Here is a 24163-nt window from a genome sequence, read left to right as displayed (position 1 = left end):
GTCAGTCCTCGGGAAGCTCTTTGAAGGCCTTCTTCGTATTCCGATACCACCCAAGTCCTGACACCGGGCGCTTCCATCGACCCTGCATCTCCTTCAGGGCGGGCTCGTGCGCGGTGTCGCCCTTCTCCACCATCTCCTTCAGGTGACTGTCCTGCGCGTGGATGATGTCGTCGGCCTTGTCTGCGCTGAACGCGGTATCGCACGGTCCACCCAGTTGCTTGCATGTCATCGTTTTCATGCCTGCAACGCTAGGCGGGACCAGGCCGTCTTCGCTTCTCGATTCCTGATCGGTTTCAGGAATCATTCGAACCATCGCCGGCCTGAACCGCCCGCTGCATATCGTCCAGGAAGCCGTCGATCACCCTGAGCTGCTCCGGGGTGTACTTGTCGATTGCGGTCGAGGCATTCGAGATCGTCGGACCGAAGAACTCTTGGCCGAGGCTGATCGCTTCGGGCGTCACCCGAATCACGACCTTCCTTCGGTCCTTGTCGTCACGCTGACGACGCACGTGACCCGCCTTCTCCATTCGATCGACGAGCGCGGTGATCGAGGCGGAGTTGAGGTGAAGTTGCTCCCTCAGCCAGGTGGGAGTTGCCTCGTGACCATTACGTTCCGCATCGAGCAGGCAGATCAAGGCCCTGAGGTCGGTTGGGTGCAGGCCATGCGTTCGCGCGAATTCGGCACCGAGAAGATGCAGGTCGACCACCAGCGCGCGCAGCTGATGCACGGTGTTCAGCGAGTCCATCACGATCTCCCCTGGGTCGACAACGGTGTTCCGAGATCGTACTATCTCGACATACCGAGTATCTCGATGCATCGAATTATCTGACCTGGAGTTCGGATGTCGTTGAAGACTGTCGAATTTGCCGATACAGCCGAGGGCGCCGGCTTCTACCGGGCCTACGATCGCGTCCTCGGAAAGTGGCCGGTGGATGTCACCGGTATCGATCTGCCATCCGACTTCGGGACGACCAGGGTGAACGTGTGTGGCCGGTCCGATGCGCCACCGATCGTTCTGCTACCCGGCGCCGGAGCAACATCGACAGTGTGGTTCGCGAACATCGGCACCCTCGCGGAGCACTATCGGGTCTACGCGGTCGACCTCATCGGTGACGTCGGACGCAGCGCGGCGGATGGTGAACAAGTGCGTACGACGGACGACCTCGTTCGCTGGCTCAGCACCATCACAACGGCGGCTGGTCTGACGGAGTTCGGTCTCGTCGGCCACTCGTATGGCGCGATGATTGCGCTCGCGTACGCACTGCGTGAACCGGAGCGTGTTCGAAAGTTGGCGCTGCTCGACCCGAATTCCTGCTTCGCCGGCATGCGGGCGGCGTACCTCGTGCATGCCCTGCCACTCCTGTTGCGTCCCAACGAAAAGCGCCAACGCGCCTTCATTTCCTGGGAGACCGACGGACAGGGTGTGGATGAAGACTGGCTCGATCTCCTGGCACGGGGAGCTGCACACTTCCCGAAGTCGAAGATCGTTGTTCCCAAGCGCCCCAAACGAAATGACCTGCTAGCCCTTCGCGCCGACACGACTGTGATTCTCGCTGCAGAGAGCAAAGTGCACAACAGTGCACACATCGCCGCGGACATTGTCGGCTCGCTGCCCCGCATTCGCTCTGCCGTCGTAGCGGGGGCAACTCACCACACGATGCCGATGACACCCGCAGCCGAGGTGAACGACATCTTGATCGATGCCATGTCGCCTCCTTGGGCACTCACAAGCGAAGCCTAAGCGTTGATCCGAGCCATGGCCTGCGCGGTTTCGTCATCAGTCGTCAGCGTTTCAGCGATCTGCGCTCCCACCATGTCGTGAATGGCCTTCAAGCAGGTGATGTGCTCGCCGAGACGGTCTACGAACTGCTTAGTCGTGTCGGACAGAATCACCGCAAGGTCGTCACCACAACCGAAGTTGCCGAGCGGCAGTAGGGACGTCTGCTGGCTCATTGTGTCGCGAATTGCAATTAGGTCAGCGATAGCGACCTTGCATGCGGCGGCGCAATCCTGGGCCACGCTGGGATCCAGAACCAACTCGCCGGCCTTCGCCCGCCCTGCAAGCGACATCAAGACATCCACCCCGGACGTTTCACCACTCATCTCGGAAGTCCTCCCCCTGTCAGTCTTTGATTCCATCGAAACCTTAGCGCCTCAATTGGGCATGCCAGCAACCAACGCATCGCCGACCCTGACTGCCCACTCACACATAGGCGTGGTGTCTTTGGTGAAGCCGCCCCGCGCAACCTGCATCGACATCACGCCCCCACTCTGAAATGGCACCACCAGCCAACAGAATGTTCCTGGCTCGTCACCCTCCTCACGATGGGTGAAACCCTGCCGGCCAGACACCGTCACATCTCGAAAATCGATGTTGCCAGGCCCATTACGGAATTGGTCGACAGTCGCAGTTGCCGAAGCGCTGACTATTACTCCGATGTCGTCGTTCTTCCATTCGCAGCTCTTCCATCCCGGCTGGCCGGGACCCAGGGACCCCGGCCCCTCGGTCGCGGGATCCAAGGCCGCCTGTCGCAACGCCTCATCGGGAAGCGAACACGGATCCCACGGCTCTGCTGCCGCCGTTGTCGTCGGAGCCTCCGAGCCCCCGCTGTCGCTGCACCCCACCGCGCCGAAGGTTGCCGTAACCAGCAGCGCTGCCGCACCCGCGGCTACTCGGATCGTCTTCATGCGCTCATCCTTTCACCACCCTCGTGCGCGGCTGACGAGTGTGGGGACTCCTTAACCGCTCACGGGCGAAGCCTGTCTCCGTACACTGACCGCATGTCAGCGGATCGGGGACCGACATTCGACGGCGTCAAGATCGGGCGGCCGGCCACCGGCGCACTCATCGACGCCGGCCACTCGTCCCTGTCCGACCTGCCAGACGATCTGGACGGCCTCGCGAAATTGCACGGCGTAGGCCCCAAGGCCATCCGCCTTCTGAAAGAAGCGCGCGAGAACAACTGACGACCGTGAGAGGGAGTTGAACGCGATGAACACCATTGCACGTGCCTCGACCGTAGGAGCCGCTATGGCGTGCCTCGCCGTCATCGGCGCCGGAACTGCGGCCGCGGACGACGAGCCGAGAATCCCGCCTCCGGCCCCGACGTTGACCGTCTTCGCCGCATCCTTGGGCGCCAACACCTATTCGGCCGTCGTGAATGCCGAACCGAATCACGTGTGCAAGAGCGCACCGGTCGGAGTTCCGATCGGTGCCGCCGACGACTACGGACAGGCAATCGTGAATCCGATCGGTCTTGCCGGGTTCAGCGCCCCTCGAACCGATCGCGATCAAGCGACCATCACCTGTGGGGCGCAGTTCTCGGAGTGGAGCGACACGGGCTCTGCCCCGGTGTTCATGCTGAATTGACAGGCGGCTTCACAGATCCAACTCGACATCCGAGCACGCCATGCTGTTGCAGACCGTGACTCGCTCCAACTGCGGACCGTCGAGTTCCCGCTGCGTGATGCCGTTCAGCTTGGGCGTGACGCACGCCCGACACAGCCCACGCTCGCAGCCGGTAGGCACGCGGATCCCTGCCTGGGTCGCCGCTTCCAACAACGTGGTTGCACCGTTGATCTCCACCGAGCTTCCGCTACGGCGGAATCGGACGGTGTAGCGAGAACCGTCATCCACTGGACGTTCCAGCTCGGGCGGGGTGAACGATTCTGCATGAAACCGGCTTTCGGGCAGGCCGAGTTCGCTCATCCACCCGCGAGCGCGGTCGACCATCTCCGGCGGCGCGCAGACATAGGTTTCACGATCGTTGGCGTCGCAGACGTTGTGCCGGATGAGGTCGACCGACAGTCGGCCCTGCTCGACGTCACTGTGCCGCGAAGGCGCGCTCGTGAACAGATGCAGAGTGACCCCGGATGTGCGGGCGAGTTCTCGTAGCTCCCGCTCGAAGATGATCGACCGATCGTCCTTGTTGAAGTAGAGCAGCACTGCGTCCGAATCAGTTGCCTCACGGACGATCCGACGGAGCACGCTGATGATCGGCGTGATGCCGACGCCGCCGGCGATGAACAGCGACTTCGGCGCTGCGGCTTCCAACGCGAAGTCGCCGGTGGAGCTGGGCACGCCGACGAGGGTCACGTACTTTCCAGCTCGGAGTTCGTCGTTGAGGCGGTTCGAGACCCGCCCGTCGTGAACACGTTTTATGCAGATCTCCAGCATGTCCGAGGAGTCGCTGTCGTGAACCAGGCTGTATTGGCGGACCAGGTCGTCACCACCGACCTCGGCCCGAATCGACACGAAAGCGCCTGCTTCCCAACGAACATCGTCCCAGCCGCGCGGCTTCTGTAACTGCACGGACATAGCCGCACCGTTCACCGCAGGCTTCGCGGATACGACCTTGACCTGCGCGTTGTGGAACCGTGGCTTGTTCAGATACGGCGCTTCCGGCAGTGCCCTGTAGACGGCGCCGTAGGCGAGCCGGCGTGCGAGCGAGGCCGGGTGCGCCAGCAACTTTCGTGAGTGACCGAACTCCGATTCACCGACGGGGGCGGACAGACGCGTCAACGTCTTCGCAACGAGCGGCACCGTGTCCAGCAGTGGCGTCTCGTGGTACGGCAGTCCGTGCTTCGCGGCGATCGCCCGCACTTCGGGTGCAATTTCACGTTGCTTCGTCGGCGGCAGGTCCGGGAAGAGGTGATGCTCGATATGGGTGTCGAGGCCACCGTAGAAGATATTCATGCCGGGACGGTTCTCGAATGGCACCTCCTCGAGCAGGATTCGCTCGAGGGCGTCGTCCAGTCGAGGGCTGGGCAGGAAGTTTCGGGTCGCCCGGATCTGCCGTTCGTAATATTGGTCCGCGGTCTCGTCCGGGCCTGGGTCGGCGAACAATTCCAGTTCTCCCGCGTGGTGTTCGATGAAGACGAGGAACAGCACGGACATGTACCCGCTCACCCCACCGAGATAGTTTGTGAGCAACGCCTGCGGCAGCCTCGAACCTGCGGCCCGCGGTTCACGCACGTACCGGCGTTTCGCGTCGCGGACGGCGAGTGCGGCCGGTGAACGCAGCGTGTATCCGCTGAAGAACTTTCGTCCTTCGACCTTTCGTGCCACGTTCGCAAGAAAGAACGGCGCCGCCTGTGGCGCGAACGCCGCGAGAGCCGACACGATCGCCGTCTGCGCCACGTGATGTCCGTACCAGTCCTGGCCGGCCAATCCGCGCATGATGCTGTAACCGAGGTCGTGGTCCTTGTCGACGATGTTGGTGTTCGGGTGATGCCCGACGTGGTGCATCGTCTTCCAGTGGTCGACATCGACATTGAAGTCCCACCGGTACCGCTCGGAGTGGTAGTCACCGTTGTTCGGAAGATGGTCGTAACTACCGTGAATGATGTTGTGGCCCAGTTCCGAAAACTGCATCAGCCGGTACAACATCTCCAAGGCCGCGGCGCGACGAATCGCGTGCGGTCCGCCGTCGCGCAGCAACTCCAACCGGCGCGCATCGATCGCCTGACCATAGGCGGTGACATTGCGGATATGTGCGAGGTCGCGGTCTCCCACCTCCGACTTGGCCCGTGCGTAGAGCGCCTGCAGTTCGTCTGCAAGTGTCGGCTCGGCTTCGCCTGCAGGTTCGGTGCGAACATCAGCGGTCATTGTCATAATGACGACGCTAGCCAGTACTTTCACGCAGATGAATGGTCCTTTCGGGCAGACATTTGGTATTTTCGGACAATGAAGTCCTCGCCCGTGTGGGCGGTGCCGCGGGGCACGGAAGGCGTCCGCATCATGCTCGAAGGCGGCGCCGAGCACGGCCTGTCCGCAGCCGAGTGTCTGCAGGGCACGGGCATCACCGAACGCGATCTCGACGACGAGAACGCCGAGATCTGGGCGCATCAAGAGTTCGACGTGATCCGCAATATCCTGGGCCGGCTCGGCGACCGCCCAGGTTTGGGCATCGAGGTCGGAAAGCATTCCACGCTCGGCCGAACCGGCGTGATCGGCTTCATGCTGCTGGCCGGCCCCACGTTTCGGGACGCGGCGGAGCGCGCGATCCCGTATCTCGCACTGTCGCCCACCCACCTGCGCTTCTCGATCGAGACCGATGACGACCATGCGTACCTGGTGGGATCGGACGACGAACTACCGGCAGACATCAGGCCGTTCGTCGTCGAACGGGATATGGCCGGACTGGCGACCGCATTGCGTGGCGGGCAGATCGACTTGACGCCGATACGTCTCGAAACAGCACTCGAACCGGCGCGCGCCACTCTGCTCGCGAAGGAGTGGGGTATCGAATCCGAGTCGGTTCGTCGACACCCGGCCGGGCACAGGCTGGTACTGCCGCTGTCGACACTCGACCTACGGTTGCCGCAGGCGGACGCGAACACGGCGCGCATCTTCGAGAGCCAGTGCCAGGAAATCCTCGGTCGCCGACTGGCTCGGGTCGGGGTTACAGGGCAGGTTCGCAGCAGGCTGATGCATGAGCCGGACGGTTGGCCGTCGATGGACACCGTCGCACAGGAACTGCACCTCGACCCGCGCACGCTGCGCCGCAACCTGGCGCGGGAGGGCGCCTCTTTCCGCGCGCTTCTCGACGAGGTGCGGCGCACACGCGCCATCGAACTGCTCTCCCGAGATATTTCGGTCGCGGACGTCGCCACACGATTGGGATACGCCGAGACTGCGAACTTCACCCACAGCTTCACACGTTGGGAAGGTATCGCGCCCAGCTACTTTCGAAGACTCGGGCGCGACGGAGGCACTGACTCTGGCCGTTGACCGCCCCGTGCGTGCGCAGCGAGTGTGGGGACTCGTTACCCGCTCACAGGGGTGAACGGACCCGAAATTCTCGAGGTTCGGCAGCACGGCAACCACTGCGATCGTCATACTGAACCGACAGGTCCGCCACTGATCGTCGACGCCTGCGGGCCTCGTCGACGCAAGGAGTTCGGCCATGCGTACCTTCGCCGCGACGGCGGTCATGACACTGTCGTTGATGATGGCCGGTGCCGCCCTCGCCCACGCGAGTCCGCCATCGCAGCCGCCGACCCCGCTATGCGTCATAGTCGGTGGGCCGATCTATGTGATCCAGCAAAGTATCGACCCCTTGGGCCTGTCCCAAGAACCTCTGGCCGTGGCCCTGCGAAATCTGCAAGCTCAGGTCTGTTTCCGGTAGATGAGAACCGTCGATAGGAGCGAACTGTGAAGTCGATCAACCCGTACCTGAACTTCAACGGCAACGCCGAAGCCGTCTTCACCTTCTACCAGTCCGTGTTCGGTGGTGAACTCCAGATGGTTCGCTTCGCCGACATGGATACCGGCGACATGGAAATATCCGACGAGCAAAAGAACGGCGTCGCACACGTCGCGCTGCCTCTGGGCGACAGTGTGCTCATGGGGTCCGACGTCCCGGAGCAAATGGGCGCAGTCACGACGGGCAACAACTTCGTGGTGTCGATCGAAGCCGACGGCGCCGACGAAGCGGACCGAATCTTCGCCGGGCTGTCCGACGGCGGTGAGCAGACCATGCCACTCGGCCCGGTCGAGTGGGCCGAGCGGTTCGGCATGATCACCGACAAGTTCGGCATCCAGTGGATGGTCGGCTATACCGGGAAGGTCGAGTTCAAACCCTGATTTGGACTACGGGTACGCGATCGCAAAGTTGTTGAACAGGTTCGTATCCCCGTTGGAGGTCGTCCCGTAGAACGCCATCGGAGTCATCGACATCTGGCAGTCGATGTAGTCCGCCTTAGCTGATTCTCCCGGCTCGATATCGCCGAGCTCCACATCATCCGGAAACGTTCCCAACACGGGCTTCACCGTGACACCTTCTGCAGTTTCCGTGCCCACATTCTCGACCAGGACTGCGCAACCGAGCGAGTGTGTTCCCTTCGACAACTTGATGTCGGGGCCGTCTCCACCGAGTGAGCCCGTCGGCTGGGCGAATGCGGTCGCGCCGCCGGCGCCGACCAGCCCGAGAACCATCACAGAAGTTGCCAAAGCACGCTGAACGTTCTTCATACCAATCCCCTCTCGCGAGTCTCCCCAACCCAGTCCCGGACGGTACCCGAGAAGGAATCCGGGCGCCGGGGAACACGCTCGCCGGGTTCAGCCCTGCGAATCGAGAACCGAGTCCACTGCTGCATACAGCGCTGCAGTTTCTCTTTCCAGAATGGGCTGGTCGGTGGGCAGGGCCCGCTCGAGCGAGAGACCGGAGAGCACAACGTTCACGAAGGCCGCATGCTGCGCGGTATCGCCGCCGGAAACAACGCCTTCCTTGGCGAGAATCGTGATCCAATGTTCGACCCGGCGCTGGCCCTCGTTGGCCATGGCCGAGTACGCCGTCCGAATCTCGGCGGTGGGCTCCGGGGCGACGAATGCCTCGTAGAACTTGCCCCAGGCCTGACGCGCTTGTTCGCCGACCTCCGCGGCCAGGACCTGCCGCAGACACTGAACCAGCCTGTCACGAGGCGGAACCGACGTGTCGTGAATGATGTGGTCGTCGGGCGTGACCGCGTCGTAGATGGTCTCGAGCACCGCGTCACGCAGCGCGCGCTGCGTCGGAAAGTGGTGACGCAGCGACCCCATGCTCACTCCGGCGCGTGCCGCCACCGTTCGAACACTCAAAGCCGACGCCGGATCCTCGCCGATCATCTCGCAGGCCGCGATGATGACCTTGGCCCGCGAGTCGAGAGCGCTATGCGTTTCCGCCATCCGTAAACTCCTCACCAATACACCGTGCTAGCACAGTGTGCTAGATTCCTCTCACCGACAACAACAGTACAGCGTGCTAGTGGCTGTCGATCCCCGGCCAGTGGAGGTGATGATCATGTTCGACCAGATGAAACAGCGGCGTGCGGCGAGCCGTGTTCGGACGGGGGACGGGCGCGCATTGCAGCGCTTTCGGTGGTGGCAACTGCCGGGGCGCGCGTTGTTTCACCTTCGCCTCACCGATTCCACAGGGCGTGAGGTGGCGTATGCCGTGGACGTCCGTCACTGGCAGAACCAGAGTTCGGGCGACGTGAAGGCCGACCTGTACCGCGACGGCAGACACGTTTCCTACTCGAAACTGCCGGCCGCACTCCCTGTCGAGGGCGGCACGATTCAGGTGGCGATGAGCGGCGCCGGCCTAAAACGCTGCCACTACGTGACCGCCAATGGCACCGAGCGACAACTGAGCCCGGACCCCGCCTCAGCAGAGGGTCGCCACGCCCGATTTGCCCACAACCGCCCCGTCACGAGCCGAGCGATCGGCGTCTTTTCGGTGATCATGCTGCTCATCGGCGTCGCCCTCCTCGTGCTGCAAATCGCGGGACCGATATCCCAGATCCCGCCGATCGCCGATTCGGTCGGCATCTTCCACTCCCCCGTCGACCTACCGGTGTGGCTCAACATCGCGTTGGGTGTCGGCGCTGCGATCGGCAGCGTCGAACGGGCCCTTCGGCTGCGTTACCACTGGCTACTCGACGGCGCCGGCACCTGACCGGCGTCGGAAAAGGAATCGCATGACATCCCACTTGTTCGGCCCGGCGGTCGTAGCGGTCGCGGTGACGGGTCTGCTCGTCGGCTGCTCGCAGGCCCCTGCCCAGACTGAAGCAGAGCGCTCGACGGAAGTGCAGTGGCATGCCTGCCCCGATGGTGTCGAGAAACCAGAGGACGGGCCGTCCCGATTGCAGTGTGCCACTGTGCCGGTGCCGCTGGACTACGCCGATCCCGATGGCAGACAGATCGACATCACGATCTCCCGGCTGCCGTCCGAGAACCCGGTCGCGCGACGAGGCGTGTTGCTGCTGAACCCGGGTGGGCCGGGCGGAACCGGTCTGGATCAGCCCAAGTTCCTTGCGTCACTGGGGATGCCGCAGAGTGTGCTGGACAGCTACGACCTGATCGGCATGGATACCCGCGGTGTCGGGCACTCGTCGGCTATCGGCTGCGGATTCACCGACGACCTCGAGTACTACGGTGCGGTCCCGCCGTACGCATTCGACGACAACGCATTCGCCGAGCAGGCGACAACCGCCGAGGAGGTCGCCGAACGATGCGCAGCCAACGACGACGGACGGCTACGTCATGTGACGACGGCAAACATGTCCCGTGACCTGGACCGGATACGGGCAGCGCTCGGTGAGGAGAAGGCCAGCTTCCTCGGCTACTCCTACGGTTCCGCACTGGGTGCCGCGTACGCGTCGATGTTCCCCGAGAGTTCCGACCGGATCGTGCTCGACAGCAATATCGGCGACACGCACCTCGACCGCGACGGGATGCGCAGGTACGGCCGAGGTATGGAAGAGACGTTCCCGGACTTCGCGAAATGGGCAGCCACGCAGCATGATCGATTCGGACTGGGTCGCACCCCGCAAAAGGTGCGCGACACCTATGTCACCCTCGCCGAGCGACTCGACCGAACTCCAGTGGACGGGATCAACGGCCGAACGTTCCGCCTGGTCACTTTCGTGACGCTGTACAACCCGGCGTCGTATGAGACAGCCGCGCAGACCTGGCAATCCTTGCTCGACCCCGCCGAGGCCGAACCTTCGCCGGAGCCCCCGGCGAGCGGGGCGCTGTCGCCGCACGACAACACTTGGTCGGGGTTCCTCGCGGTGACATGCAACGACGTCGAATGGCCCGACGACGTCGCCACCTATGAGCAGGCCGTGGCCGACGACCGCGCGACGCATCCGCTCTTCGGCGCGGCCGCCGCCAACATCATGCCCTGCGCGTATTGGAAATCCGACCCGATCGAACCGCCGGTAGACATCGAGAACGAGGGGCCGACAAACGTTCTCATCGCCCAGAACCAACGGGACCCCGTTACACCGCTTCGTGGCGGCGAGCTTATCGACGAAAAGTTCGGCGAACGATCCCGACTACTGACCGTCGACGGCAGTGGTCATGGGGTCTATGTTCTCGGAAAGAACCAGTGCGCCCAAGACGTCATCACCGATTACCTGGTCGAAGGAACCATGCTCGAAGCGGACACCACCTGTCCACCGTGAGCCGAACAGGAATCAGTTGGCCGCGAGCTGATTGACGAACCACTGCGTGAGGATCTTGTCGACAGCCTTGGCCGCTGGCAGCTGCGGTGCCGGCTCCAGTCCGGGTTCCTCTGCCAGCGGGTGCGCCAGATCCGGCACGGTCGTCAACTGGACCGTGTTCGGGTCGCCATACTGCTCACGAAGCGCGTCGACGAGAGCGGCGGCGTCCGTCCGGAACGCCGGGTGATCCCGCTCGCCGCTGACGAGAAGCAACGGTGGTCGCGTCGTCAGACCTCGGGCAGTACGGGCAACAAAATCGAGTTCATCGGCGGTAGTGCGAGACTCCTCCGTCCACGGATATGGCTGCCCTGCCTCGGTCTCGATCAGCGCGACCGCCGACCGGATTCGCACAGCCGGATTGACCAGGGCGACCGCGTTGATCGGGACGTTTCCCGAGCTCAGCACCTCGAGGGCGACAGATCCACCGAGCGAACCACCGAGCACACACACCGGCCCGTTGCCGACGGGGAGTTGGTCGCGCAGCGCTGCCAATGCCGCAGGGAACTCGTCTGCAGCCTGGTAGAGAAACGGCGCCAGATATGCCATCAGCGCGTCCTTGCGGATGAGTTCCATGACGGCGTCGAACCCGTTGCCGACCATGCGCACGCCACACATCGGCATGCCCAGATGCACCCGCCAAGCCGGCACCCCCGCCATGGGCAACGCGGCGGCGAAGGCGGCGTCCGTGCGAGGAGCGTCCAGCATGTGCCATGTGACGATCAGGGGCGCCGAGACATCGGTGACGCCGGCCGGTGGCAGTGCCGTGTACGGCACACCCGCCGCAGTGCCGGTGATGGTTTCCATCACTACCTCCCCTGATCGTGGGCCTACCAATCACAGTAGGGGTTTCACCTCATCACGTGCTCGATACGATGCACACGACGCCAAAGGTCATCGAGGGGAACGCAGAATGGAGCTTGCCGACGAGCAGCACCGACCTGCGCTGCGTGTTTCGGCGCTGTATTGCTACCCCGTCAAAGGGTGTGCGCCCGTCTCGCTACTCGAATCTGCTGTGACGTCAGCGGGACTCGAGCACGATCGCACTTTCGTGATCGTCGATGCGGACGGAAAGGCGTGCACCCAACGCCGGCACCCGACCCTCGCCTTGATACGCCCCCGAATCAGCAGCGGTGGCAGCCAACTCGAACTGCACTATGCCGGAAGCGCACCAATACGATTCGCCACTGCTACTACTCCCGAACGTAGCCGCGTCGACCTGTTCGGCGTCACCTACGAAGGACTGGACCAAGGCGACGCTGTTGCGCATTGGCTCTCGGCACGTCTGGACCAACCCAGCCGACTGATGCGAGTACCACCCGACCACCAGCGGATCACGGACGGCCTGACACCGGGTACGTCCGCATTTGCAGACAGCGCACCCATCCATATTCTGTCGGCAGCATCGCTCACGCTGTTGAACAGCAAGATGGTCGACAAAGGTTCTCCACCACTACCGATGGAGCGCTTTCGTCCCAACATCGTGATCGACGGTGTCGAAACCCCGCATGTGGAGGACACGATCCGGCGCGCCCGAATCGGCGACGCTGCATTGGGATTCGCGAAGCCGGCGATCCGTTGTGTCGTCACCACGGTGGACCAGGCACTGGGAACGAAGACTGGCCCGGAACCGCTGCGGACGCTGGCCACCTACCGGCGCGGCGCCGACGGCGGCACCGTGTTCGGTACCAAGTACGCCGTCACTGCCACTGGCAGGATTTCCATCGGCGACACCGTAATAGTCGACGCCTACCGCACTGCTGACATCTGAGCCGGCCGAGAACACGTGTCACGTCCAGACGGCCACGAACGTCTATAGAAGAAGGCGGTTCGTGGTGAATCGACGTGAACGGAGCGCGAGATGCAAGGCATGTACATCGCCGTCACCGCTATCACGGTCGTGATGGCATTTTGCGGGGCTTGGGCGAATTTCACTCATCATCCCGTGCCGGTCGATGCGGCGCGGCAGGTCCAGGTGCCAGAGATATGGATACGGCCCATCGGTGGTGTCTTCACGGCAGCAGCTCTCGGCCTCCTCGCCGGGATAGTCTTCCGTCCGATAGGCATTGCCGCCGCCACCGGGTTGGTGCTCTTCTTCATGTGTGCGATCGGCGCGCACGTGCGGGTTGGCGATCGGCATTTCGGTGCGGCCATCATCGCGCTCATGCTGAGCATCGCGACGCTTGTAGTGACCATCGGCCAGGCCTTGTTGTGACTATCGCCAGACGACGGCGGCATTCTCGGTCAGGTCGCGACCAGGTCGTCGATCTGGTTGATGGCCGACGAAGTTCCCTCGACCACGCCCATATCCAGCACCTGCTGGAGGGCGTCAGCGGACTCGAAGGTGCTCACGTAGGTGGCGCGGGTGCCACCGTTGTGCTCGTCGAACGTATATACGTTCGACGAAGTTGGCAGGTCGGTGTTAGGAGTGAACTCCAGGTCGGCGAAGCCGTCTACGAAGGTGAAGCTTCTCGGCTCGTCGACCGCGGTGACCTCCCAGTATCCCGCGAACTTATCGCCGTCGGGACCGGTCATGTAGTAGTTCACGCGGCCGCCCGGCGTGAGGGCGTGGTCGACCACGGTTGCCGGGTAGGTCGGCGGACCCCACACTTTCTCCAGTTGGCGGGGGTCGGCGTAGACCTGCCAGATCCGCTCCACGGGAGCCGCGAACTCGGCGGTGATGGTGAGGGTCAAGTTGTCGAGGTCCTGCTGGACGTCGGTTACAGGCATGGTTCAGTCCTCCTTGGTCGATTCGAATTCGATCAGTTCATCGATGCGCTTGATGCGACCACGCCACACCTGTTCCAACTCGGTGAGCATGGACGCCACCGACCGCACCGCCACCACGTCTCCGCTGGCCAACTGCTCGCGGCCGCTGCGGCGCTTGGTGAGCAGGCCGGCCTTTTCCAGTACGGCAACGTGCTTCTGTACGGCGGCGAAGCTCATGTCGTACTTCTCCGCCAGCACCGAAACCGAGCACTCCCCCGCCAGCACGCGCCGGATGATGTCGCGCCGGGTGCGGTCGGAAAGTGCATGGAACAGGGCGTCCGCCCTGTCCTCGTCGGTCTCGGCCATACATCCAACATACAACCAATTGGTTGTATGTTGTCAAGACCCTGTCCGCGACAATCGATGCGTGGACTTCGAAAGCATCGCGGACGACCTCTACGGGGTACCCCCATCCGAGTTCGTCGCCGCTCGGCGCGCGGCAGTCACGCGCGCGAAAGAGGAAGGCGACAAAGCCCTGGCGAAAAAGGTGGGCGCCTTGAAGAAGCCCACAACCACCGGCTGGGCACTCAACCTGCTCGTGCGAGCCATACCCGAGAGTGTCGATGAACTTGTCGAACTCGGGGCGACGCTTCGTTCGGCACAGCAGGCGCTACAGGGCGACCAACTGCGTTCACTGGCCAATCGCCGTGCGTCACTTCTTTCGACGATGACCGACCGTGCCGCGTCCGTGGCCGAGGAGCACGGTCACGCCCTTTCGGGGACCACACTGCGTGAAGTCGGCCAGTCACTGACCGCGGCCCTCTCCGACCCCGAGATCGGTGACGAACTGCGGCGTGGACGGATGCTCGGCGCTATCTCCTACAGCGGTTTCGGGCCGGCCTCGCTCATGCCCGTGCCCTCGTCATCTTCCGAAGACGACAGCAGTTCGGATGAGGAAGCACCTGACGAATCTGGGTCTGAGCCGGCTGCGGAGCTCGAGGCGGTGACCGAGCAGGCTGAGGTTTTCGAGGTTCGCACCGCGAGTGCGGATGACGCAGTGGTGGTCGGGCGTTTGCTGTACGACTTCAACACCGAGTTCGAGACCCCGACACCTTCCGCCGAGGAGTTTGCTGCCCGCTTCGAAGGGTTGCTCGGACGCGACGATGTGCTCGTACTCCTGGCCGAGAGCGGGGACGCAGTCGGGTTCGCCTATCTCACCTTGCGCCCTACTCCGTACGGAGACGGATCGCTCGCACAACTCGAGGAGCTGTACGTTCGTCCTTCACTGCGCGACAAAGGTATTGGCACACAGCTACTCAGCGGTGCTTTCGCCGAGATCGAAGAACGTGGTGCCATCGAAATGCACATCAACGTCGATGAGATCGACGTCGACACCCGCCGATTCTATGAGCGCCACGGATTCGTCAACATCCAACCCGGCACGGATTACAGAATGCTCTGCTACTTACGTGAGTTCTGAGTGGAGGTCACACCGGAGGAGCGGGGTCGTACTGGATGTGGCGGCGAACCTCGCGAGCCCGTTCGGTTCCCGCGAGGCGGTCGACCAGATGCAAGGCCATGTCGATTCCCGCAGAAATACCGGCGCTGGTGACGATGTCACCATCGTCGATCCACCGCTCCTGCGGATGGACAGCGATCGAACCGTCAATGGCGTGCAATTCATCGACTGCCGCGAAATACGTGGTGCCAGGCCGATTCGACAGCAGACCTGCGCTGGCCAGCACGAGCGCACCCGTACACACACTCACGACAAGCGCACCTGACTCCTTCAGCTCGCGAAGCCAGTCGAGCACCTGCTCGTCGTGCATGACGGCGCGAGACCCATCGCCACCAGGGACGATGACGACGTCAAGCATTCCCCGAGCCTCTTGCGGCGCAATCACTGCTCCCTTCGCCGCCCGAACCGGATCCATTGTGTCCGCGACAAGGCGAACACTCCACCCGTCTGCCGGATGCTGTTGCGTCCAGCTCGCGAGAATCTCCCACGGGCCCAATGCATCCAACTCCTCGAAACCCTCGAAAAGGTAGATCCCAATAGTCTTCTCGGTCATGCGGCTCCCTCCGTTGAACTCCATTGTGTAGGCACAGCGCTGTTACCGTCGATGGATGTCGACAGCAGTCGTGGGAGCAGGCATCGCCGGGTTGACGGTCGCGGCAGGTCTGGCGGCGAGGGGACATGAGGTCCACGTCTTCGAAAGTCGGTCTCACCCGACGTTCGGCCGCGGTTCGTTCTTCATGGTCGGCGGGGAGAGCCTGCAACGCATCTCGGCCGTCGCCCCGAGGGACGTTCTATTCGACTCTTCGATCGCACTCCGCGGAATCCAGTTGGGCTCCAATCCGCCTGGGCAGAAACCTGGTCTGCGGCAATTCGACCGTCCGCAACTCCTCGAAGCACTTCTCCGTACCGCCCAGGAGCGCGGTGCGACGGTTCATTTCGAAACCCAGGTCAGCGGTGTCTCCACTTCTGGTGACGGCGTGTGCATCAGCACCAGCAGCGCACCCGGCGTGCAAGCTTTCGACTACGTAATCGCCAGCGATGGTGCGTTCTCATCTGTCCGCGCCGTCCTCGAGCCGGACGTGGCGGCGCGGTACTGCGGGCAACAGGTGCTCTACGCGACCATGCGCGGTAGACCTGAGAGAGCTACGGCCCCAGACGGCACGCTGCACTTTCTCCCCGCGCCGTCTTCGCGAGCGACACTCGGCTATGTCTACAGTCCCACCCGCGACGAAACCAGCTGGTTCGCACGGGTGTTCGTCGACGAGTACCCAGGACTGCCCGTGGACGAGCTTGTCGGCGCCGCCGTCGAATCACTGGAACCGCCCGCGGCAGAACTGATTGCAGAGCTGGACGCTTCCACCGAGCGGGCCGTGGTAACCCGCGCCTACAACGTGACCCTCACGGATCGGTTACCACCGAATGCTGCGGTGCCGCTGATCGGCGACGCGGACCACGCAATCACGCCCGCCGCCGGCAGCGGGGCGAGAGATGCCTTCCTCGACGCCGTCACGGTCGTCGAGAACTTCGACACCGACACAGTGACAGCGGCTCTCGCGGCTCGCCGCGACGAATTCCGTGACCACCGCCGAAGCCTTGTCGCCAGGAACTTCCCAGGCGTGATCGAGTGAATACTTGTCAGGACCGCGTCTCGTGCCGGTGGCCCCATTCGCGGCGAGCCTTGACGACTTGATTCAGGCTCCGACCTTCAGTGGTGATGCTGCAGGTCACCTGCGGTGGAGTCATCGGTGCTACTTCGCGCTCCACGAGATATCCACGCAGCAGAATCCTCGGACGAGGTGAGCAAGACGAGAATCCGCTAGTAGGCGGACACCCCGACTATCTCGCCCTCGCGGAATGCATTGACGAACAACTGGTGGTCGGTGCGGCTCACCTCGGCGTACTCGAGCCCGAAGGCCGCGGCACCGTTGTACGAAGACAAGCCCGACAGCAGCTTATTTCGGGTCAGGCTCGACCGCGCCACCGAACTAGAGCAGGCATACCTTCGGGCAGTGGCCGAACTTGGTCGTGACGCGCAACTGGCTGGCTACGTCGCGCGTCTCCTGGACCGCACATCACAGCAATGCGCGCGCCTACCCGATCCGGACTGATCGAAAAGGGTCTTCTTTACACCCCGAACCACGGATACGCGGCCTTCACAGTCCCGCACTTCGACCAGTTCATGCGGCGCTCGGTGCCAGAACTTTCTGCCCCCGATCCATCCACGGAAAAAGAGACGGCGCACGTATGACGTTCTCAACAAAAAACGAGGTCACGCACTCTTTCGAGTTCGTGACCTCGTTGGTCGCAGTTCGTGGAACTGCTGGTGGTGGGCGAAGGGGGACTTGAACCCCCACGTCCCGAAGGACACTGGCACCTGAAGCCAGCGCGTCTGCCATTCCGCCACTCGCCCGAGCAACCCGAAAACATTAACACGAGGCATCAATTTATTACGATTCGTGCAGTTCAGATGGCAAAAGACCCTCGCAGATCCGCTCGTCTCCGTGAAGACGGATATCATGCAAGAGGGTGGACATGCGCCGCTTGGCAACGCGATGACAGTACCGTGGGACGCTGACACCCTGGTGTCACGACACGCATTGCCAGCGACAGCCGCCACGGCGGCACCGAGAGGAGGTTCCGATGGGGATAGTTCAGCGTTTCGAGCGCAAGCTCCAAGGGGCCGTCGGTGACGGGTTCGCCCGGGTGTTCGGCGGCAATGTGATGCCTCAGGAGGTGGAGTCTGCGCTTCAGCAGGAGGCCACCGATCGGGTGCAGCAGTTGGAAGGTGGGCATCGTCTCGCCCCCAACAGTTATGTCATCACCATCAACAATTCCGATCACGACGCGTTGGCGAGCGACAGGGACTTGACTGTCCGCGCCTTCTCCCGTCACCTCGAGGACTTCATTCGCGATCAGGGCTGGCAGACGTATGGTCCTGTCCAGATCGCGTTCGAGCCTTCTGAATCGCTACACACGGGACAGTTCCGAACCAGAGGTTCTGTAGATCCGGATGCCGGACGCCCACCGATTGCACAAGCCACGTCGAAACCAGGAGCTGGCCCCATGACGCAGAACCCAGGCTACGACCCCAGCCGCGACCCGGCGGCGGGCCGCCGCCCCGACCCCGAGTACGCGCGCAACGGTCACGCCCACGTGGGTCAGGAGCAGCGGTACGCCCAGGACGGGCCCGCTTACCAGAACGGCTTCGACCGCGGCGCCGGCTACGAGCAGCCCGCCTACCCGCCGCAGAACCCGGGCTACTCCGCCCCGGCGGCTCCCGCATTCGACCAGCAGGTCGGCCGCGCGGACGAGTACGACTACGACCCCAACTTCCGGGATCCGGGTTACCAGCAGCAGGACTACCCGGCTGCTTACGACCAGGCGGCTCCGGCCCGCTACCCGGACGGCTCCTACGCCGATCCCGGCTACCAGGAGCAGGGCTACCAGCAGCAGCCTGCATACGATCAGCCCGCCTACGACCAGCAGGCGTACGACCCCGCTTTTCGTGACCCGGGCTACCAGCAGGGCGGTTATGCACAGCCCGGTTACCAACAGGGTGGCTACGACCAGCAGGCGTACGACCCCGGCTACCAGCAGGGTGGGTACCAGCCCGGCGGCTACTCGCCGGAACCGCAGGTCTTCACGGCGACGCTGCAGCTCGAGGACGGCAGTGGTCGTCACTTCCAGCTGCGTGAGGGCAACAACATCATCGGCCGCGGCCAGGAGGCACAGTTCCGCCTGCCCGACACCGGTGTGTCACGTCGCCACATCGACATTCGCTGGGACGGCCAGGTCGCGATGCTCTCCGATCTGGGCTCCACCAACGGCACCACGGTCAACGGCGCACCGGTCCAGGATTGGCAGCTCGCCGACGGCGACATCATCCGCGCCGGTCATTCGGAGATCCTCGTTCGCATCCTCTGAGCGCCCCAGGCGTTTGTAACGTCCGACATCACAGTTCGATGTGATGTCGGGCGTGATGCGGTGTCGGATCGGTTTCGTCGGCGCATGTCCGTATTCTGATCGGCGGGGCAGCGTGGCCCCTATGATTCGGCGAGTTCGGCACGAAAACAGAAGGAGGTGGACTGCTCGATGCAAGGTTTGATTCTGCAACTCACGAGGGCGGGCTTCCTGCTTCTGTTGTGGCTGTTCGTGTGGGCGGTCCTGCGGACCCTCCGTAACGACATCTACGCAGGTTCGGGCGTTCGCGTTCCTACCTCGCGCTACTCGCGCGGCTCCAACGTGCTGCCCTCCATGAGCAAGACCAAGACCGCCAAATACCTGGTTGTCACGCAGGGCGGACTCGCCGGAACCCGAATCACACTCGGCACGCAGCCGGTCATGATCGGCCGCGCAGACGACTCCACCCTCGTCCTCACCGACGACTACGCCTCCACCCGGCACGCCCGTCTGTCACCTCGCGGGGCAGACTGGTACGTCGAAGACCTCGGCTCCACCAACGGCACCTACCTGGACCGAGCCAAGGTCACCACATCTGTTCGCGTGCCGCTGGGTACTCCGGTACGAGTCGGCAAGACGGTAATCGAGTTGCGCCCGTGACCCTCGTTCTTCGCTACGCCGCCCGCAGTGATCGCGGCCTGGTTCGCACCAACAACGAAGACTCCGTGTACGCGGGTGCTCGCTTGTTGGCCTTGGCAGACGGCATGGGCGGCCACGCGGCCGGCGAGGTCGCCTCCCAACTGATGATCGCGGCACTGGCCCACCTGGACGACGACGAACCCGGCGAAGACCTGCTCGGCAAGCTCGAGGCCGCCACTCGTGACGGCAATGACACCATTGCCGAACACGTCGAGGAAGACCCGGAACTCGACGGGATGGGCACCACGCTCACCGCGATCCTGTTCTCCGGCAGCAAACTCGGTCTCGTACACATCGGCGACTCCCGCGGGTACATGCTGCGCGAGAACTCGCTGGCACAGATCACTCGTGACGACACCTTCGTGCAGTCGCTCGTCGACGAGGGCCGAATCACCGCCGAACAGGCGCACACGCACCCGCAACGTTCGCTCATCATGCGGGCCCTCACCGGCAACGAGATCGAGCCGACGCTCACCGTTCGCGAGGCCAGGGCCGGCGACCGCTACCTGCTGTGCTCGGACGGACTGTCGGACGTGGTCAGCGACGAGACCATCGAGAACACGATGCGCGAGGGGTCCGAAGAGGAGTGCGCCGAGCGCCTCATCGAACTCGCCCTGCGCAGCGGCGGACCGGACAACATCACGGTCGTCGTCGCAGACGTCATCGACCTCGACTACGGCCAGAGCCACCCGATCGTGGCAGGCGCCGCCTCGGCCGAGGACGAAGAGGACACTCCCCCGCCCGACACCGCCGCCGGCCGTGCCGCTGCCATGCGCCCGCCCCGCGCCACGCCCAAGCGGGTCGTCTCTCCGCCGCCGGAAGAGCCGAAGAAGAAACGCAGCAAGCTGAAGTTCGTGTTCATCGCCCTCGCGCTGATCGTGCTGCTCGCCGTTGCCGCCTTCGTCGGCCGCAGCCTGGTGCGCAACAACTACTACGTGGCCGCCGACGGCGATCGCGTCACCGTGCTCCGCGGCGTTCCCGGATCCGTTCTGGGCTACTCGTTGCACGAAGCGAACCTTCTCGGCTGCGTCTCCGACTCGGGCGATCTCGACCTCGTCGCCCCCGGTGACGTGCGGCCCGACTGCAACGTCCTCGAAGTCGACGACATCCAGCCCACCGCACGCGAGCAGGTTCGTGCCGGTCTTCCCTCCGGAAAGCTCGACGATGTCCGCGACCAGATGACCCGGCTCGTCGAGAACGACCTGCTGCCTGTCTGCGTGGACGAAAGCAAGACACCTGAACCGACGCCTGCCCCGGCACCCGCTCCGGCGCCCGCCCCTGCCCCGCCGGCTCCCGGTGCGCCGCCGACAGCGGAAACCCCGGCTCCCGCTCCCGAAAATCAGGAGCAGGCCGCACCGACGACGCCCAAACAGATCCCTGGTCAGAACTGTAGGACGGCTGGCTGATGTCAGTGTCCACAGCTTCGCCCGGGGCCTCCTTCCCCAGTCCGCCAGGAGGTTTCGCGCCGGCGCCCGTTCAGTCGAACCGCCGGAATGTCGAACTTTTCCTGATCGTCTGCGCCATCGTCATCACGACGGTGTCGCTGATCCTCGTCGAGGCGAGCCAGGAACAGAGCATCACCTGGGATCTCGGCAAGTACGCGCTGACCTACGCCGTCCTCTTCCTGGTGGCGCATCTCGCCGTCCGTCGGTTCGCCGCTTGGGCCGATCCGCTGCTCCTGCCGATCGTGGCTCTGCTCAACGGCCTCGGCCTCGTGCTGATCCACCGGCTCGACCTGGCCGACGAGCAGTCCGCCGCCTCCTTCGGACTGCCCACGCCCTCACCGGACGCCAACCAGCAGATCATGTGGACGACCCTCGCCATCGCGGGATTCGTGACCATCCTGATCTTCCTGAAGGACTACCGACTGCTCGCCCGATTCAGCTACACGCTGGGGCTCGCAGGTCTGATCCTGCTGGCGATTCCCGCCCTGCTCCCATCGTCGTTCTCTGAGGTCAACGGCGCCAAGATCTGGATCCGCCTCCCGGGCTTCAGCATTCAGCCCGGTGAGTTCGCGAAGATCCTGCTCATCATCTTCTTCGCCTCCGTGCTCGTCGCGAAGCGTGACCTGTTCACCACGGCAGGCAAGCACTTCTTCGGCATGGACTTCCCGCGTGCCCGCGACCTCGGTCCGATCCTCCTGGCCTGGGCGGTCTCGGTGGGTGTCCTCGTCTTCGAGAAGGACCTGGGCACGTCGCTGCTGCTGTTCACGACCGTGCTGGTGATGCTCTACATCGCCACCGAACGCGTCGGCTGGGTTCTCATCGGTACCGGCCTGCTTGCCCTCGGTTTCGTGTTCGCCTACAACCTGTTCGGCCACGTTCGGGTGCGCGTGAGCACCTGGATCGACCCGCTCGGCGACTACAACAACACCGGCTACCAGATCTCGCAGTCTCTGTTCGGGCTCGCCACCGGCGGCGTCGCCGGAACCGGCCTCGGCAGTGGCCGCCCCTCGCAGGTCCCCTTCGCGAAGACCGACTTCATCGTCGCGACCATCGGTGAAGAACTCGGCCTCATCGGCCTGGCCGCCGTCCTGATGCTGTTCCTGCTCCTGGTGGTGCGCGGACTGCGCACCGCCCTCGCCGTGCGTGACAGCTTCGGCAAGCTCCTCGCCGCCGGGCTGGCCTTCACCATCGCCGTCCAGGTGTTCGTGGTGGTCGGCGGCGTCACCAAGCTGATCCCGCTCACCGGCCTGACCACCCCGTTCATGTCGTACGGCGGCTCGTCGCTGGTGGCCAACTACCTGCTCCTGGCGATCCTGATCAAGATCTCCGACTCCGCGCGGCGCCCGGCACAGCCGAAGAAGAAGGGCGGCCCCCCGCCGATCGCCGACGTGACCACCGAGATGTTGCCGCGCTTATGAACACACCACTGCGCCGCGTAGCCATCGCCGTCATGGTGATGGTGGTCGCCCTCCTCGCCAATGCCACCTACGTGCAGGTCATCAAAGCCGACGACCTGCGCGCAGACCCGCGTAACTCACGCGTGCTCCTCGACGAGTACTCCCGTCAGCGCGGACAGATCTCCGCCGACGGCCAGGTACTCGCCGCGTCGGTTGCGACCGACGACCGCTACAAGTACCTGCGCTCGTACCCCGCCAATCCGGCGGCGCCGTCGAGCCCGATGGCGTACTCCCCGATCACCGGGTTCTACTCGATGCAGTACGGCAGCACCGGACTCGAGCGGTCCGAGGACACCGTCCTCAACGGCTCCGACAATCGCCTGTTCGGCCGCCGCTTCTTCGACCTCGTCTCCGGTCGTGATCCGCGGGGCGGCAACGTCGTGACCACCATCAACCCAGTGATGCAGCAGGTCGCCTACGACGAACTCACCGCCAAGGGTTACACCGGTTCCGTCGTCGCCATCGAGCCGTCCACCGGCAACATCCTCACTATGGTCTCGACCCCCAGCTTCGACCCGAACGCGCTGGCAGGCCATGACGGCGCGGTGTCCACGCAGGCATGGGAGGCGCTCAACGAAGACCCGTCCAAGCCCCTCATCAACCGCGCCGTGTCCCAGACCTACCCGCCCGGCTCGACCTTCAAGGTCGTCGACACGGCTGCCGCCCTCGAAGCGGGTGTGACGCCGGAAGACCAGCTCACCGCTGCCCCGCAGATCACTCTGCCCGGAACCTCGACCACCCTCGAGAACTACAACGGCAGCACCTGCGGTGACGCTCCCACCGCGTCGTTGCGCGAGGCGTTCGCCCGCTCCTGCAACACCGCGTTCGTGGAGATGGGCATCAAGGTCGGCGGCGACGCTCTGCAGAACCAGTCCAACGCCTTCGGTATCGGGGCGGACAGCCCCGGCGTGCCGTTCCCGGTCGCGGACAGCACCATCGGTTCGATCCCCGACGATGCGGCGCTCGGCCAGACCAGCATCGGCCAGCGCGACGTCGCCCTCACCCCGCTGCAGAACGCCGTCATCGCGGCCACCGTGGCCAACGGCGGTGTGCGGATGGAACCGCAGCTGGTCTCGCAGCTCCAGGGCCCTGACCTGTCCAATCTCGATACGACCGACCCGGTCTCGGCCGGTCAGGCCATGTCGCCCGAGGTGGCGGCCACCCTGACCGATCTGATGATCGGATCGGAGAACAACACGAGCGGCGAGGGCAAGATCCCCGGCGTCCAGATCGCATCCAAGACCGGCACGGCCGAGCACGGAAACGATCCACGCAACACACCGCCGCACGCTTGGTACATCGGCTTTGCCCCCGCCCAGAAGCCGACGGTGGCGATTGCCGTCATCGTCGAAGACGGCGGAGACAGAGCATTGGCCGCAACCGGCGGCTCGGTGGCGGCACCGATCGGACGCGCTGTCATCGCAGCCGGACTACAAGGGGGCTGACT

Annotated in this window: 30 protein-coding genes and 1 tRNA gene; 17 read left to right on the top strand and 14 right to left on the bottom strand. The window is 64.0% G+C overall.

Annotated features, from left to right (window positions below; translation table 11 throughout):
- Position 1: 1 nt before the first annotated feature.
- Together ACZI8R_RS05275 and ACZI8R_RS05270 are read right to left on the bottom strand one after the other, a co-directional pair.
- Positions 2 to 238 carry a hypothetical protein gene (locus tag ACZI8R_RS05275; protein ID WP_463378521.1) on the bottom strand — a complete coding sequence of 79 codons (237 nt, stop codon included), beginning with the start codon at positions 236 to 238 and terminating at the stop codon, positions 2 to 4.
- Positions 239 to 293: 55 nt separating this feature from the next.
- A complete protein-coding gene (locus ACZI8R_RS05270; RefSeq protein WP_463378520.1) occupies positions 294 to 746 on the bottom strand; it encodes a MarR family winged helix-turn-helix transcriptional regulator in 453 nt (150 codons plus the stop codon).
- A gap of 96 nt (positions 747 to 842) precedes the next feature.
- Here ACZI8R_RS05270 and ACZI8R_RS05265 point away from each other — a divergent pair, with 96 nt between their 5' ends.
- Positions 843 to 1742 (top strand): alpha/beta fold hydrolase, encoded by a 900-nt coding sequence (locus tag ACZI8R_RS05265; protein WP_463378519.1) that lies wholly within the window; start codon positions 843 to 845, stop codon positions 1740 to 1742.
- Here the strand turns inward: ACZI8R_RS05265 and ACZI8R_RS05260 are convergent.
- Positions 1739 to 2104 (bottom strand): hypothetical protein, encoded by a 366-nt coding sequence (locus ACZI8R_RS05260; RefSeq protein ID WP_463378518.1) that lies wholly within the window; start codon positions 2102 to 2104, stop codon positions 1739 to 1741. The two genes, ACZI8R_RS05265 and ACZI8R_RS05260, sit on opposite strands and share 4 nt — an antisense overlap.
- Before the next feature lie 51 nt (positions 2105 to 2155).
- Positions 2156 to 2689 (bottom strand): DUF3558 domain-containing protein, encoded by a 534-nt coding sequence (locus tag ACZI8R_RS05255; protein ID WP_463378517.1) that lies wholly within the window; start codon positions 2687 to 2689, stop codon positions 2156 to 2158.
- Between the two features lie 93 nt (positions 2690 to 2782).
- Between ACZI8R_RS05255 and ACZI8R_RS05250 the strand changes: the two genes are divergently transcribed.
- On the top strand, positions 2783 to 2968 hold the full coding sequence (locus tag ACZI8R_RS05250) for a helix-hairpin-helix domain-containing protein (RefSeq protein WP_463378516.1): 186 nt from the start codon (positions 2783 to 2785) through the stop codon (positions 2966 to 2968).
- Between the two features lie 25 nt (positions 2969 to 2993).
- Entirely contained in the window at positions 2994 to 3371 is a 378-nt protein-coding gene (locus ACZI8R_RS05245; protein ID WP_463378515.1) for a hypothetical protein, read from the top strand.
- 9 nt (positions 3372 to 3380) lie between these two features.
- Here the strand turns inward: ACZI8R_RS05245 and ACZI8R_RS05240 are convergent, their stop codons facing one another.
- Positions 3381 to 5615 (bottom strand): fatty acid desaturase, encoded by a 2235-nt coding sequence (locus tag ACZI8R_RS05240; protein WP_463378514.1) that lies wholly within the window; start codon positions 5613 to 5615, stop codon positions 3381 to 3383.
- A gap of 72 nt (positions 5616 to 5687) precedes the next feature.
- Here ACZI8R_RS05240 and ACZI8R_RS05235 point away from each other — a divergent pair, with 72 nt between their 5' ends.
- From ACZI8R_RS05235 to ACZI8R_RS05225, 3 genes are all read left to right on the top strand, one after another.
- Entirely contained in the window at positions 5688 to 6734 is a 1047-nt protein-coding gene (locus tag ACZI8R_RS05235; RefSeq protein WP_463378513.1) for an AraC family transcriptional regulator, read from the top strand.
- 175 nt (positions 6735 to 6909) lie between these two features.
- The gene (locus ACZI8R_RS05230) at positions 6910 to 7131 is read left to right on the top strand and encodes a hypothetical protein (protein WP_463378512.1); all 222 of its coding nucleotides are present in this window, start codon (positions 6910 to 6912) and stop codon (positions 7129 to 7131) included.
- A gap of 26 nt (positions 7132 to 7157) precedes the next feature.
- Entirely contained in the window at positions 7158 to 7589 is a 432-nt protein-coding gene (locus ACZI8R_RS05225; RefSeq protein ID WP_463378511.1) for a VOC family protein, read from the top strand.
- A gap of 6 nt (positions 7590 to 7595) precedes the next feature.
- Here ACZI8R_RS05225 and ACZI8R_RS05220 read toward each other — a convergent pair whose 3' ends face one another.
- Together ACZI8R_RS05220 and ACZI8R_RS05215 are read right to left on the bottom strand one after the other, a co-directional pair.
- The gene (locus ACZI8R_RS05220) at positions 7596 to 7976 is read right to left on the bottom strand and encodes a hypothetical protein (protein ID WP_463378510.1); all 381 of its coding nucleotides are present in this window, start codon (positions 7974 to 7976) and stop codon (positions 7596 to 7598) included.
- A gap of 87 nt (positions 7977 to 8063) precedes the next feature.
- A complete protein-coding gene (locus ACZI8R_RS05215; protein ID WP_463378509.1) occupies positions 8064 to 8669 on the bottom strand; it encodes a TetR/AcrR family transcriptional regulator in 606 nt (201 codons plus the stop codon).
- 115 nt (positions 8670 to 8784) lie between these two features.
- Here ACZI8R_RS05215 and ACZI8R_RS05210 point away from each other — a divergent pair, with 115 nt between their 5' ends.
- Both ACZI8R_RS05210 and ACZI8R_RS05205 read left to right on the top strand, forming a co-directional pair.
- Positions 8785 to 9438, top strand: coding sequence for a hypothetical protein (locus ACZI8R_RS05210; protein WP_463378508.1), 654 nt, complete (start codon positions 8785 to 8787; stop codon positions 9436 to 9438).
- 22 nt (positions 9439 to 9460) lie between these two features.
- Positions 9461 to 10951, top strand: coding sequence for an alpha/beta hydrolase (locus tag ACZI8R_RS05205; protein ID WP_463378507.1), 1491 nt, complete (start codon positions 9461 to 9463; stop codon positions 10949 to 10951).
- Positions 10952 to 10963: 12 nt separating this feature from the next.
- Here the strand turns inward: ACZI8R_RS05205 and ACZI8R_RS05200 are convergent, their stop codons facing one another.
- The gene (locus tag ACZI8R_RS05200; RefSeq protein WP_463378506.1) at positions 10964 to 11794 is read right to left on the bottom strand and encodes an alpha/beta hydrolase family protein; all 831 of its coding nucleotides are present in this window, start codon (positions 11792 to 11794) and stop codon (positions 10964 to 10966) included.
- Positions 11795 to 11900: 106 nt separating this feature from the next.
- Between ACZI8R_RS05200 and ACZI8R_RS05195 the strand changes: the two genes are divergently transcribed.
- Together ACZI8R_RS05195 and ACZI8R_RS05190 are read left to right on the top strand one after the other, a co-directional pair.
- Complete coding sequence (locus ACZI8R_RS05195) at positions 11901 to 12758, top strand: MOSC domain-containing protein (protein WP_463378505.1); 858 nt, start codon at positions 11901 to 11903, stop codon at positions 12756 to 12758.
- Between the two features lie 99 nt (positions 12759 to 12857).
- Positions 12858 to 13202 carry a DoxX family protein gene (locus ACZI8R_RS05190; RefSeq protein ID WP_463378504.1) on the top strand — a complete coding sequence of 115 codons (345 nt, stop codon included), beginning with the start codon at positions 12858 to 12860 and terminating at the stop codon, positions 13200 to 13202.
- Between the two features lie 29 nt (positions 13203 to 13231).
- Here ACZI8R_RS05190 and ACZI8R_RS05185 read toward each other — a convergent pair whose 3' ends face one another.
- Positions 13232 to 13717 carry an SRPBCC family protein gene (locus ACZI8R_RS05185; RefSeq protein WP_463378503.1) on the bottom strand — a complete coding sequence of 162 codons (486 nt, stop codon included), beginning with the start codon at positions 13715 to 13717 and terminating at the stop codon, positions 13232 to 13234.
- A gap of 3 nt (positions 13718 to 13720) precedes the next feature.
- Complete coding sequence (locus tag ACZI8R_RS05180; protein ID WP_463378502.1) at positions 13721 to 14062, bottom strand: ArsR/SmtB family transcription factor; 342 nt, start codon at positions 14060 to 14062, stop codon at positions 13721 to 13723.
- Between the two features lie 637 nt (positions 14063 to 14699).
- Here ACZI8R_RS05180 and ACZI8R_RS05175 point away from each other — a divergent pair.
- Positions 14700 to 15176: a GNAT family N-acetyltransferase gene (locus ACZI8R_RS05175; RefSeq protein WP_463378766.1), complete on the top strand. Its 477-nt coding sequence runs from the start codon at positions 14700 to 14702 to the stop codon at positions 15174 to 15176.
- Between the two features lie 7 nt (positions 15177 to 15183).
- Here the strand turns inward: ACZI8R_RS05175 and ACZI8R_RS05170 are convergent, their stop codons facing one another.
- Complete coding sequence (locus ACZI8R_RS05170) at positions 15184 to 15768, bottom strand: DJ-1/PfpI family protein (protein WP_463378501.1); 585 nt, start codon at positions 15766 to 15768, stop codon at positions 15184 to 15186.
- Positions 15769 to 15823: 55 nt separating this feature from the next.
- Here ACZI8R_RS05170 and ACZI8R_RS05165 point away from each other — a divergent pair, with 55 nt between their 5' ends.
- A complete protein-coding gene (locus ACZI8R_RS05165) occupies positions 15824 to 16843 on the top strand; it encodes an FAD-dependent monooxygenase (RefSeq protein WP_463378500.1) in 1020 nt (339 codons plus the stop codon).
- 7 nt (positions 16844 to 16850) lie between these two features.
- Here ACZI8R_RS05165 and ACZI8R_RS05160 read toward each other — a convergent pair whose 3' ends face one another.
- The 3 genes from ACZI8R_RS05160 to ACZI8R_RS05150 form a co-directional block, all read right to left on the bottom strand.
- On the bottom strand, positions 16851 to 16994 hold the full coding sequence (locus tag ACZI8R_RS05160; RefSeq protein WP_463378765.1) for a winged helix-turn-helix transcriptional regulator: 144 nt from the start codon (positions 16992 to 16994) through the stop codon (positions 16851 to 16853).
- A 37-nt stretch (positions 16995 to 17031) separates the two neighbouring features.
- A complete protein-coding gene (locus tag ACZI8R_RS05155) occupies positions 17032 to 17154 on the bottom strand; it encodes a hypothetical protein (RefSeq protein WP_463378499.1) in 123 nt (40 codons plus the stop codon).
- Positions 17155 to 17539: 385 nt separating this feature from the next.
- Positions 17540 to 17625 (bottom strand) — tRNA-Leu (locus ACZI8R_RS05150).
- Positions 17626 to 17855: 230 nt separating this feature from the next.
- On the opposite strand from ACZI8R_RS05150, the gene ACZI8R_RS05145 reads away from it, so the two are divergent.
- From ACZI8R_RS05145 to ACZI8R_RS05125, 5 genes are all read left to right on the top strand, one after another.
- Positions 17856 to 19139: an FHA domain-containing protein gene (locus tag ACZI8R_RS05145; RefSeq protein WP_463378498.1), complete on the top strand. Its 1284-nt coding sequence runs from the start codon at positions 17856 to 17858 to the stop codon at positions 19137 to 19139.
- Positions 19140 to 19307: 168 nt separating this feature from the next.
- Positions 19308 to 19775 (top strand): FHA domain-containing protein FhaB/FipA, encoded by a 468-nt coding sequence (locus tag ACZI8R_RS05140; RefSeq protein WP_463378497.1) that lies wholly within the window; start codon positions 19308 to 19310, stop codon positions 19773 to 19775.
- A complete protein-coding gene (locus ACZI8R_RS05135; protein ID WP_463378496.1) occupies positions 19772 to 21220 on the top strand; it encodes a PP2C family protein-serine/threonine phosphatase in 1449 nt (482 codons plus the stop codon). Before ACZI8R_RS05140 ends, ACZI8R_RS05135 begins: the two co-directional genes overlap by 4 nt.
- Positions 21220 to 22677 (top strand): FtsW/RodA/SpoVE family cell cycle protein, encoded by a 1458-nt coding sequence (locus tag ACZI8R_RS05130; protein ID WP_463378495.1) that lies wholly within the window; start codon positions 21220 to 21222, stop codon positions 22675 to 22677. The genes ACZI8R_RS05135 and ACZI8R_RS05130 overlap by 1 nt, the downstream gene beginning before the upstream one ends.
- On the top strand, positions 22674 to 24161 hold the full coding sequence (locus ACZI8R_RS05125) for a peptidoglycan D,D-transpeptidase FtsI family protein (RefSeq protein ID WP_463378494.1): 1488 nt from the start codon (positions 22674 to 22676) through the stop codon (positions 24159 to 24161). Before ACZI8R_RS05130 ends, ACZI8R_RS05125 begins: the two co-directional genes overlap by 4 nt.
- Positions 24162 to 24163: the final 2 nt, after the last annotated feature.

The organism is Rhodococcus huquni (genome assembly GCF_055231055.1).
The sequence above is the reverse complement of the archived record's forward strand: the minus strand, read 5'-3'. Positions and strand labels throughout refer to the sequence as shown.